The following is an 11245-nucleotide window of genomic DNA, read 5'->3' as shown; positions in this document are numbered from 1 at the left end:
CGCGGCGGTGGCTCGCGCCGTTCCACATTCTGGGGATGAACGCGCTGCTCGGCTACATGATCTCGCTGCTGATCGGCATCGTCGGGCTGCACGCGATCATCCCCGATGGCGGGGGACGGGTGACGTTGCCGGCGTGGAGCTTCGCGCGGATCGATGCGCTGCTCAACGCGCCGTATCTCAGCTCCGCGCTGTATGGGGTGATCGTGCTGGCGGTGGTGCTGGCGGTGCTGGCGCCGCTGCACCGGCGCGGCATCCATTTGCGCCTGTAACACCCTGCCGCTAAGCCGGCGCCCATGCTCAAGCTCATCATCGGCAACAAGGCCTATTCGTCATGGTCGCTGCGCGGCTGGCTCGCGTGCAGGCAATCGGGGCTTCCGTTCGAGGAAATGGTGGTCCCGCTTTATGACCAGGAATGGGAAAAGCGGCGCGAGGGCGACGAATTCGCGCCGTCGTCCGGCAAGGTGCCGATCCTGTGGGACGGCGACGTCGTGGTGTGGGACAGCCTGGCGATCGTCGAATATCTGAACGAGGGATCAGGCGGCGACAAATTCTGGCCGCAGGACGGCGCCGCGCGGGCGATGGCGCGGTCGATGGCGGCGGAGATGCATTCGGGCTTCGCCGCGCTGCGCCGCAAGCACAGCATGAACATCCGCCAGGTCTATCCGCCGCAGACCCCCGATGACGACGTGCTCGCCGACATCCAGCGCATCATGGAACTGTGGGCGCAGGCGCGGGCGCGCTACGGCGGCGACGGCGACTTCCTGTTCGGCGCGTTCGGCGCGGTCGACATCATGTTCGCGCCGGTGGTGACCCGCTTCGTCACCCATTCGCTGCCGGTCGCGCGCTTCGCCCCGGCCTATATGCAGGCGGTGCTGGAACACCCTTTCATGCAGGACTGGATCGCCGCCGCGCAGGAAGAGGAGTGGGTGATCGAGCAGTTCGAGAAGACGCCGGCCTGATCATGTGATCCGGCGGGTCCGATCAGGGGCCCGATCGTCGTGCAATAGCCGGCCGCGCCACCGCGCCGGAGGACGTTGGACAGGCAAGCGATCGGCCTGCGGGATTGCGTCGCGGTCGAGCTTGGGCAATGCCCCCTGTCATGGTGGAAAATCCGAACGATGTCGTCGCCCTGGCAAAGGCGCTGATCGAGTGCGAAAGCGTGACCCCGGCGCGCGGGACGGTGTTCGACGTGGTCGAGGCGGCGCTGGTGCCGCTGGGCTTCGCGGTCGAGCGGTTCGTCGCCGGTGACGAGGTCGAGAACCTGCTGGCGGTGCGCGGCACGGGCGGGCGGCACTTCGCCTTTGCCGGGCACCTCGACGTGGTGCCGCCCGGCGCGGGCTGGGAAAGCGGGCCGTTCGAGGGCGCGGTGCGCGGCGGCCTCCTCTACGGGCGCGGCGCGGTCGACATGAAGGGGGCGATCGCCGCGTTCATCGCCGCACTTCCGCCCGAAGCCGGCGACGGCACCGTCAGCCTGATCCTGACCGGCGACGAGGAAGGGCCGGCGCTGCACGGCACCCGCGCGCTGATCGATCGCATGGCCGAACGCGGAATCGCGCCCGACCTGTGCCTTGTCGGCGAGCCGACATCCACCACCCGGCTGGGCGACACGGTCAAGATTGGCCGGCGCGGATCGGTCAATATCTGGATCGACGTGCCGGGCCGGCAGGGGCATGTCGCCTATCCCCACCTGGCCGACAATCCGATCCCCAGGCTGATCGCCGCGCTGGCGGAGATCGACCGCATCGTGCTCGACCAGGGCAGCGAATGGTTCCAGCCGTCGAACATCGAGCCGACCGACCTGACCGTCGGCAATCCCGCGACCAACGTCATCCCCGGCGCGGCGTCGGCGCGGCTCAGCATCCGGTTCAACGACCAGCAGCGCGGCGAGGATCTGGTCGCGCTGATCACCAGCGTGGTCCACAGCCACGCGCCCGCCGCGACGGTGCGCGCGATGATCTCTGGCGAGGCGTTCCTGACCGCGCCGGGGCCGTTTTCCGCGCTGGTGTCGGACGCGATCGAATCGGTGCTGGGCGTGCGGCCGACGCTCAACACCACCGGCGGCACCTCCGACGCGCGATTCCTGTCACGGCTCTGCCCGACGGTGGAATTCGGCCTGCTCAACGCGACGATGCACAAGCTGGACGAGGCGGTGGCGATCGACGACCTGCGCGCGCTGACCACGGTCTACGCCGACATCCTCCAGCGCGCGCTGGCGTCGCCCTGAACCCAGGCGAGGAAGGCGCGCTCGTCCATCGGCGGGGCGACGGCATAGCCCTGGATCACGTCGCAGCCGAGCACGCGCAGCACATTGGCCTGCACATCCTCTTCGATCCCCTCGGCGACCGCCTCGAAGCCGAGGCCGTGGACCAGGCTGATCACCGCCTGCGCGATCGCCCGGGTGTTGGCCTGGGTCGCGACATGCTCGGTCAGGCTGCGATCGAGCTTGATGCGGTCGACCGGCAAATGGCGCAGGCGCGGCAGGTTGGAATAGCCGGTGCCGAAATCGTCGATCGCCACCGTCGCGCCGTCGGCCCGCAGCGCCTTGATCGCGTCGAGCACCTCGTCCGAACAATGCATCGCCAGCGTCTCGGTCAGCTCGAGTTCGAGCAGCGCCGCCGGCGCGTTCGCCGCCACCATCGCCTCGCGCAGGCGGCGGAAAAAGCTGGCGTGGTCGATCTCGCGCGCGCTGATGTTGACCGCCAGCCGCGCGTCGATGCCCAGGGCGCCCCACCGGGCGATGGTGTCCGCGACATTGGCGACCACCCAGTCGCCGATCTCGACGATCAGCCCGGTTTCCTCCGCCCGACGCAGGAAATTGCCCGGCAGCCGCATCTCGCCCGACGGATGCCGCCAGCGCAGCAGCGCCTCGGCGGCGACGATCCGCCCCTGGCCGATCGCGACCTGCGGCTGGAACACCAGCGTGAACTGGTCGCCGTCGATCGCGTCGCGCAGATCGGCCTCAAGCTGCGCCCGCTCGGCGATCTCCCCGGCCAGCCGCTCCGTGAAATGCTCGGCGCGGCCGCGGCCCGATTCCTTGGCGTGATACATCGCCGCGTCGGCGGACCGCATCAGATCGGTCAGCGTGGTGCCGTGTTCGGGCCGCATCGCGATGCCGATCGACGCGCCGATCGCGATCTCCTGATCGGCCAGCCCGAATGGCTCGCCCAGCGCGAACAGGATGCCGCGCCCGATCCGGTCGGCGTCGCCGGCACTGGCCAGCGCGGGAAAGAACAGGGTGAATTCGTCGCCCGCCAGCCGCCCGATCAGCGGCAGCGGCAGCGTGTCGCGCGGGGCGAATCGTTCGGCGACCGCGCGCAGCCGGTTGGCGACCATCGCCAGCAACTGATCGCCGGTGGCGTGGCCCAGCGTGTCGTTGACCACCTTGAACCGGTCCAGGTCGATGAAGAAGATCGCGGCGGTCGCGCCCGGTTCCAGCCCGGCCAGCGTGCGTTCGACGCTGCGGCGGAAATTGGTGCGATTGGCCAGCCCGGTGACCGGGTCGAACATCGCAAGCCGCTGGACATTCTCGATATGGGTGTGGAGCTGGCCGAACAGCCCGCGCATCGCCTCCGCCAGCGGCGGCACCAGTTCGGTCACCTCCGGCGGGACGTCGCTTTCAAGGTCGCCGTTGCCCGCGCTGGCCAGTCGGGCGATCGCGGCATCGATGGCGGCGGCGGGCAGGCCGATCGTGCGTTCGGCGTAGGCCCAGCACATCGCGGCGCACACGATCGCGGGGATCAGCGCGCGCGCCGCGCCCGATCCATCGATTCGCCCCCCCGACGTGGCCACCAGCGCGAGGATGAACACCATCGCGCCGGCACACATCGCAAAGGCGATCGCGCGACTCTTGAGCGAGAAATTCTCCATTATCCGCGTGGTGCGTCCGTCCCCGTCCGGCGCTCGCGCGCCTGTCCTCAAGACCGGGCATGGTGACGGCGAAGGGTTAAGAAACCGGTCGCGACCGGCGCAGAATGATGTAGAGCGCACCCGCCCCGCCATGACGGGGATGCGCGCCGCGCACCGTCGCGATTCGATCGGCATGGCGCGACGCCGCCAGCCAGTCTCCCACCGCCGCCCGGATCGCGCCGCGCGCGTGCGGCCGTTCCGATTCGGGGCGCGGCGGCTTGCCCGTCACCAGCAGGATCAGCCGTTCGTCGTGGGCGACCGCACGCTCGAGCGCCTGATCCAGGATCATGTACGCCGCGTTGAGCCCATGGCCGTGCAGATCGACGGTACGATCGGGCGACGCCAGCCCGCGCGCCAGCCGGCGATCCCAGCTGCCGTCGAGCGTGGTGCGCGTCGCGTCGGGTTTCGGCGGGGATTTCGGCGCGGATTTCGGCAGGCGTGCAGGGGCTTGCGGCGTGGCGCGCACCGGCGCCGGAGCCGATTTCGGCGCGGGCGGGATCAGCGTCGACGCCCCCGGCCGGATCGGCCGAACGGTGGCCATCACCCGGCGCCACAGCGCCGCTTCTTCAGCGCTGAGATGGCGCTCCGCCAACGGTCCCTCCGCCCTGCAACCGCGCCAGCGTGCCGGCCGGGAGCAACAGGAAGCCGGTGCCGCGCGCCGACATGCCGCCGGCGATCGCGCGCGCGTCGCTGCCCGCGCCCCAGAAGGTGTCGATGCGATTCGCGCCCTTGATCGCGCCGCCGGTATCCTGCGCGATCCACAGCCCGTCGGCGTCGGCGCGATCCATCGACAGGAACACCGGCGCGCCCAGCGGCACGAACTTCGGGTCCGCCGCGGCGCTGACCTGCCCGACCACCGGCACGTTCATCGCGCCGAGCGGCCCCGGCCCGGTCAGTTCGCGGAAGAACACCCAGCTCTTGTTCTCCTCCATGATCGCGCGGCCCTCGACCGGGTTGGCGCGCAACCACGCCATGATCCCCTGCATCGACGCCTGCCCCGGCTTGAGCAGCCCGCGATCGCGCATCAGCGCGCCGATACCGGTATAGTCGCGGCCGTTCTGCCCGTCGAAGCCGATCCGCATCACCCCGCCGTCGGGCAGCCGCAACCGGCCAGAGCCCTGGACCTGGAGGAAGAACAACTCGACCGGGTCCGCCGCCCAGGCGATCTCCAGCCCGCGCCCGTCCAGCGCGCCGCGATCGATCTCGGCGCGGTCGTAATAGGGGACGAACGCCTGGTCCTTGACCCGGCCGCGAATCCGCTTGCCCTTCAGATCGTCGGAGAACAGGCCAAGGTCGACCTCGATGATGTCCTTGGGCCGGGCATAGACCGGCACCTCATAGCCGGCGCGGCGGGTGCGCGATCCGGCGATCTCCGGCTCGTAATAGCCGGTGGCGAACGCCTTGCCGTCGCCAACCTGCACCGCCTCGAAATGGCGCGCGAAGAACGCCAGCGCGTCGCCGTCGCGGACGCCGCCCGCCGCCTGGCACGCCGCGGTCCAGTCGCCGGCGCGGGTCAGTCCCGACACGTCGGTGCGCCGCATCATCGCCGGGCAGGAGGCGCGGAACGACGCCAGCGCGCGCGCCGCGCCGTCGCGGGAAATCGGCAGCGACGCGATCGCCGGGCCGGCGACCAGCCCGGCCGCCACCGCCGTCGCGGCGCCGGCCGGCGGCGTGGCGGCGGGCTGTGGGGTCATCGGGGTGGACGGGGTCGGCTGGCGCACCGGCGGCTGATCGCCTGGGTGGGGTGGCGGTGACGGCATCCCCGGCCGGTCGCCGCCGGGCACGATCGCGCTCGCGCAGCCGCCAAGCAGCACGAGCATTCCCATCAAGGCCAATCCACGCACGCGCGCCTCCCGTCCGCCCCGATCCAGCGGAGTCCCTATCCGGGAGGGGTTAGAAGAAACACCCCGCGGCCGACAAGCGCCGCGCGGCGAGGGAACCGATCACGCCTCGTCGGTGTCGGCCAGCTTCCAGTTGGGATCGCCGCTGCGCAGCGTGCGGGCGAACGTCCACAGCTCGTGCGTCTCGACCGCGTCGGTCAGCGATCCGGCGATGACGTTGCCGTCCTTGTCGCGGGTGATCGCGGCGACGTCGGCGTCGAACCGCACGGTGATCCGCGCCAGCTTGCCGTCGACCTGCGCCTCGGTGATCACGGCGCGCTCGATGCTGACCAGACGGTTGTCGAGCACCTCGCCGCTCGCCTCGCGCTCGGCGATCGCCGATTCGAATTCGGCGCGGACCGAATCCTCGCACAGCCAGCCCAGCGTCTCGCGATCGCCCTTCCAATAGGATTCGAGGATCATGCGATAGGCGGTCTTGGCGCCATCGAGGAACTGCGCGACGTCGAAGCCCGAATCGGCAGCGACCACCGCGCGCAGGCCGGTTTCGGCGCCGCTCTCGATCGCGCGCGGCGCGACCTCGCGGTGTTCGGGAGTCACGTCGATCGTGCGCGGCAGCGGCGACGCGGTCAGCCGCTCCTCCGCCGGCTTGAACGGGGTCTGTTCATGGCCGGTACGCTTGCCGAGCACGGAATAGAGCCGGAGCGCCAGGAACGCCGCGACCATGGCAAGGAGAACAACGTAGAACAGCACCGGACCTCCGACCTCTCGAACGCTCAACATAGGCGAGCGGCGCCCAACATTCAAATACGCTCGCACCGGCATTGTCTCGCCTAGCCGCCGCTGCTAGGCGCGGGCGCTGATTTTCTCGGGTGGCGCACCTGCCCGCCAACATCCACGAAGGGACTGAAAAATGGCCGAAGAGAGCCTGGATACCGGCACCGGCGAACCGCTCGCCAACGGCGCGGATACCGCCCCGGTCGCGGGCGTGCTCTCGCAATATGTGAAGGACCTGTCGTTCGAGAACCCGAACGCCCCGGCGATCTATCAGGCGACCGGCGCGCCGAAAATCGACGTCAGCTTCAACATCGCATCGGCGCAGGTCGGCGAGGACGTGTTCGAGGTCGTGCTCAAGATCGACGCCCGCGCCGAGAACGAGGACGGCCAGGTCGCCTTCGTGGTCGACCTTTCCTATGCGGGCCTGTTCGGGCTGCGCAACATCCCCGACGATCAGTTGCAACCGTTCCTGCTGGCCGAGGGGCCGCGCATCCTGTTCCCGTTCGCGCGCCACATCGTCGCCGAAGCGGTGCGCGACGGCGGCTTCCCGCCGCTGATGCTCGATCCGATCGATTTCGGCTCGCTCTACCTGCAACAGGCCGCGCAGGCCGAACAGCTCGCGCAGGGCGAGCCGGCCGGGCAGGCCTGAGACCGATCCCGACCCCTGCCCCGTTCGTGCTGAGCTTGTCGAAGCACCGTTCTTTTTTCCGCGAGGAAGGGCGGCCCTTCGACAAGCTCAGGGCGAACGGGGGGAGCATCGGGCCATGAATCTCGCTCGCTCGCTCGGATCGGTCGGCGGCCTCACGCTGGTCAGCCGCGTACTGGCGCTGCTGCGCGACTCGCTTCAGGCGACATTCGTCGGCGCCGGGTTCGCGTCGGATGCGTTCCTGGTTGCGTTCCGCCTGCCCAATATGTTCCGCGCGCTGTTCGCGGAGGGCGCCTTCGCCGCCGCGTTCATCCCGATGTTCAACAAGAAGGTGGCCGAGGGCGGCGGCCTGCCCGCCGGCCTGCATTTCGCCGAGCGCGCGCTGGCGGTGCTGCTGCCGATACTGCTGCTGTTCACCGCGATCCTGATCGTCGCGGCGTGGCCGGTCACCTGGCTGCTGTCGGGCGGCTTCCACGATCCGACGCCGGCACAGTTCGACTATGCGGTGACGCTGTCGCGGATCACCCTGCCCTATCTCGCGCTCATCAGCCTGGTGTCGCTGCTCGGCGGCATCCTCAATTCGCTCGACAAATTCTGGGTCAACGCCGCCGCGCCGATCCTGCTCAACATCGCGATGGTCGCCGGGCTGTGGTTCTTCCACGGGCCGGACCCCTATGAAACCGCGCGGGTCCAGGCGATCGCGGTGCCGGTCGGCGGCCTGCTGCAATTGCTGTGGCTGCTGTGGGCGTGCCGCCGTGCGGGCGTGAAGCTGCGGTTGGGGATGCCGCGCATCGACGACGACGTCCGCGCGCTGTTCAAGCTCATCGTCCCGGCCGCCGCCGGCGCGGGGGCGGTGCAGATCAACCTGCTGGTGTCGACCGCGCTCGCCGGGGCGCTGCTCGATCCCGGTTCGATCAGCTACATCTATTATGCCGACCGCCTGAACCAGTTGCCGCTGGGGCTGATCGGCATCGGTCTCGGCACGATCCTGTTGCCCACGGTCTCCCGGCTGCTGTCCCACGGCAAGGACGCGGAGGCGATGGAGACGCAGAACCGCGGCGTCGAGCTGGCGCTGTTCCTGACCCTGCCCGCCACCGTCGCGTTCATGGTCGTCGCCGAGCCGATCATCCGCGGCCTGTTCCAGCACGGCGCGTTCACCGCCGAGGACACCATCAAATGCGGCTGGGCGCTCAGCGCCTTTTCGATCGGCCTGCCCAGCTATGTGCTGGTCAAGGTGCTCACGCCCGGTTTCTACGCGCGCGCCGATACGCGCACCCCGGTGCGCTACGCGACGATCTCGGTCGGGGTGAACCTGGCGCTCAACCTCGCGCTGATCCCGCTGATCGGCCATATCGGGCCGCCGCTGGCGACCGCGATCGCCTCCACGATCAACGTCGCGATGCTCTACGCCACGTTGCGCAGGCGCGGGCATTTCGAGAGTGATGCGCGGCTGCGGCGCCGCCTGCCCCGGCTGGCGGCGGCGGCGGTGCTGATGGGCGTGGCGCTGTTCGCCACCGAACGGCTGCTCGATCCGTATCTGCTCGGCGGCTTCTGGATTCGGCTGGCGGCGCTGGCCGCTCTGGTCAGCATCGGCGTGGCGGCCTATGCGATCGCCTGTTTCATCACCCGCGCGTTCCGCATCGCCGATCTCAAGGCGCTGGTTCGCCGCCGAAGCTAAGGACTGTCATGCGCGTCGTTTCCGGCATCAAGCCCACCGGCAATCTCCACCTCGGCAATTATCTGGGGGCGGTGAAGCAGTGGGTGCGGATGCAGGACGAGGTTGCCGGCCAGGGCGGCGAGACGATGTATTTCATCGCGGATCTCCACGGGCTGACCGAATATATCCCGCCGGCGGAAATGACCGCCAACACGCTGGAAATGACCGCGACGATGATCGCCGCCGGCATCGATCCGGCCAAGTCGATCCTGTGGAACCAGACCCGCGTCCCCGCGCACAGCGAACTGGCGTGGCTGCTCAACAACGTCGCGCGGGTCGGCTGGCTCAACCGCATGACCCAGTTCAAGGACAAGGCCGGCAAGGACCGTGAGGGCGCCAGCGCGGGGCTGTACGACTATCCGGTGCTCATGGCCGCCGACGTGCTGCTCTACAAGGCGACCCATGTGCCGGTGGGTGAGGACCAGAAACAGCATCTGGAGCTGGCGCGCGACATCGCCACCAAGTTCAACAACGACTTCGAGGTCGACCTGTTTCCGCTGCCCGAGCCGATGGTGAGCAAGGACGCGCCGCGCATCATGAGCCTGCGCGATGCGACGGCCAAGATGTCCAAGTCCAACCCGTCGGAAATGGCGCGGGTCAATCTGGTCGATTCGGACGACGACATCGCCGCCAAGTTCCGCAAGGCCAAGACCGACCCGGAACCGCTGCCCGATACGTTCGACAAGCTCGCCGACCGGGCGGAGGCGAAGAATCTGGTGACGATCTTCGCCGCGCTGGCCGACCGCACCCCGCAATCGGTGGTCGAGGAATTCGCCGGACAGGGCTTCGGCGCGTTCAAGCCGGCGCTGGCCGACCTGGCGGTATCGGTGCTGGGGCCGATCCGCGAGGAGCTGACCCGGCTGCTCGACGATCGCGCGGCGGTTTCGGCGGAACTGAGCAGGGGAGCGGAAAAGGCTGCGGTGCTGGCCGCGCCGACGCTGCGTGCCGCACAGCAGGCGATGGGATTGCAGATTTGAGCGCGGCGTGATTCTATTGCGTATCCCGCTCAATTCTCTACATTAATTCCGTGCTCGACGAATCCGCCCAAAAGGTTGTCAACGATGGCGACAACGATGAGATACGGGCAATCCTGCGGGAGATTTGCGACCTGACCGGGATGGGCTTCGCCGCCGTCGCCCGAGTCACCGACCGACGCTGGATCGCCGCGCAGGTGCTCGACAAGATCGAATTCGGGCTCAATCCCGGTGATGAGCTGGAGCTGAAGACCACGATCTGCGACGAAATTCGTCAGAGCGGCGTGGCGGTGATCGTCGATCAGATCAGCATCGACGAGGATTGGCGCACGCATCCGACACCGATGCTCTATGGCTTTGAAAGCTATGCGTCGATTCCGATCTTTCTGACCGGCGGTCAGTTCTATGGCACGCTGTGCGCGATCGATCCCGGTGCGCGGACGCTGAATACTGCGGCGCTGGTCGCGAAACTGCACGACTTTGCCGCGCGCGTCGCCGTGATCCTGTCCCGCCGACCCGGCGATTAGTCTGCGTCCTATCGTTCCAGCGTCCGCATCAGCGCCGTTACCGCGCCGTCGATCTCGGCATCCTTCGCGCGCAGGTCCTCGATCCGCTTGACCGCGTGGATCACCGTCGAATGGTCGCGGTTGCCGAACTTGCGGCCGATCTCGGGCAACGATCGCGTCGTCAGCCGCTTGGCGAGGTACATCGCGATCTGGCGCGGCCGGGCCACCGCCACCGCACGCCGCGCCGACAGCAGGTCGATCGGCTTCAGGTCGAAATGCGCCGACACCGCCTTCTGGATCTCGTCGATCGTCACCCGCCGCTGCGCGCCCTTCAGCGCCTCGCCCAGCGTCTCCACCGCGAAATCGAGCGTGATCGACTGGCCGATCAGCTGGGCATAGGCGACGACCCGGTTGAGCGCCCCCTCCAGCTCGCGGACGCTGCCGGTGATGCGCGTGGTCAGCAGTTCCAGCACCGCCTCCGGCACGCGCGCGTCTGGCATGTCCTCCAGCTTGCGATCGAGGATCGCGCGGCGCAGTCCCGGCTCGGGCGGCTTGATGTCCGCGACCAGCCCCGACTGGAGCCGGCTGAGCAGCCGCGGCTCGATCCCGTCGAGCACGTTGGGCGAGCGATCGCACGCGATCACCAGCCGCTTGCCCGCGCCCATGAACTCGTTGACGGTGTGGAAGAACTCCTCCTGCGTCGAATCCTTGCCGGAGATGAACTGGAGATCGTCGATCATCAGCAGGTCGACCCCGCGCAGCCGCGCCTTGAACGCGTGGGTATCGCGATTGCGCAGCGCCTGCACGAATTCGAACATGAAGCGTTCGGCCGACATGTACAGCGACGACGCATCGGGGCACGCCGCGCTGAAGGCATGGCC

Annotated in this window: 11 protein-coding genes and 1 pseudogene; 7 read left to right on the top strand and 5 right to left on the bottom strand. The window is 68.8% G+C overall.

What is annotated here, in order from left to right:
* The 3 genes and pseudogenes from VNR91_RS03275 to dapE all read left to right on the top strand — a co-directional run.
* Positions 1-269 (top strand): annotated as a pseudogene (locus VNR91_RS03275) (hypothetical protein); the annotation flags it as partial.
* A gap of 24 nt (positions 270-293) precedes the next feature.
* Positions 294-959, top strand: a complete 666-nt coding sequence (locus VNR91_RS03270) for a glutathione S-transferase family protein (protein ID WP_325489361.1) — start codon at positions 294-296, stop codon at positions 957-959.
* 140 nt (positions 960-1099) lie between these two features.
* On the top strand, positions 1100-2224 hold the full coding sequence (gene dapE, locus VNR91_RS03265) for a succinyl-diaminopimelate desuccinylase (RefSeq protein WP_325489360.1): 1125 nt from the start codon (positions 1100-1102) through the stop codon (positions 2222-2224).
* Here dapE and VNR91_RS03260 read toward each other — a convergent pair.
* From VNR91_RS03260 to VNR91_RS03245, 4 genes are all read right to left on the bottom strand, one after another.
* Positions 2185-3867 carry a putative bifunctional diguanylate cyclase/phosphodiesterase gene (locus VNR91_RS03260; RefSeq protein ID WP_325489359.1) on the bottom strand — a complete coding sequence of 561 codons (1683 nt, stop codon included), beginning with the start codon at positions 3865-3867 and terminating at the stop codon, positions 2185-2187. The genes dapE and VNR91_RS03260 overlap by 40 nt on opposite strands.
* A gap of 76 nt (positions 3868-3943) precedes the next feature.
* A complete protein-coding gene (locus VNR91_RS03255) occupies positions 3944-4447 on the bottom strand; it encodes a Smr/MutS family protein (protein ID WP_325489358.1) in 504 nt (167 codons plus the stop codon).
* A 25-nt stretch (positions 4448-4472) separates the two neighbouring features.
* On the bottom strand, positions 4473-5732 hold the full coding sequence (locus VNR91_RS03250; RefSeq protein WP_325489357.1) for a murein transglycosylase A: 1260 nt from the start codon (positions 5730-5732) through the stop codon (positions 4473-4475).
* Positions 5733-5849: 117 nt separating this feature from the next.
* Positions 5850-6527, bottom strand: a complete 678-nt coding sequence (locus VNR91_RS03245) for a Tim44/TimA family putative adaptor protein (RefSeq protein ID WP_414712367.1) — start codon at positions 6525-6527, stop codon at positions 5850-5852.
* Between the two features lie 130 nt (positions 6528-6657).
* Here VNR91_RS03245 and secB point away from each other — a divergent pair, with 130 nt between their 5' ends.
* From secB to VNR91_RS03225, 4 genes are all read left to right on the top strand, one after another.
* Complete coding sequence (gene secB, locus VNR91_RS03240) at positions 6658-7170, top strand: protein-export chaperone SecB (protein WP_325489356.1); 513 nt, start codon at positions 6658-6660, stop codon at positions 7168-7170.
* 115 nt (positions 7171-7285) lie between these two features.
* On the top strand, positions 7286-8845 hold the full coding sequence (murJ, locus tag VNR91_RS03235; RefSeq protein ID WP_325489355.1) for a murein biosynthesis integral membrane protein MurJ: 1560 nt from the start codon (positions 7286-7288) through the stop codon (positions 8843-8845).
* An 8-nt stretch (positions 8846-8853) separates the two neighbouring features.
* Positions 8854-9861, top strand: a complete 1008-nt coding sequence (trpS, locus tag VNR91_RS03230) for a tryptophan--tRNA ligase (RefSeq protein ID WP_325489354.1) — start codon at positions 8854-8856, stop codon at positions 9859-9861.
* Positions 9862-9911: 50 nt separating this feature from the next.
* Positions 9912-10385, top strand: a complete 474-nt coding sequence (locus VNR91_RS03225; RefSeq protein ID WP_325489353.1) for a GAF domain-containing protein — start codon at positions 9912-9914, stop codon at positions 10383-10385.
* Between the two features lie 8 nt (positions 10386-10393).
* Here the strand turns inward: VNR91_RS03225 and VNR91_RS03220 are convergent.
* Positions 10394-11245: chromosomal replication initiator protein DnaA (locus tag VNR91_RS03220; RefSeq protein WP_325489352.1), on the bottom strand; the 852-nt coding region annotated here is incomplete at its 5' end.

The organism is Sphingomonas sp. (genome assembly GCF_035555815.1).
Lineage (GTDB): Bacteria > Pseudomonadota > Alphaproteobacteria > Sphingomonadales > Sphingomonadaceae > Sphingomonas.
Note: the sequence above shows the minus strand (reverse complement) of the source record. Positions and strands in the feature narration are given on the sequence as shown.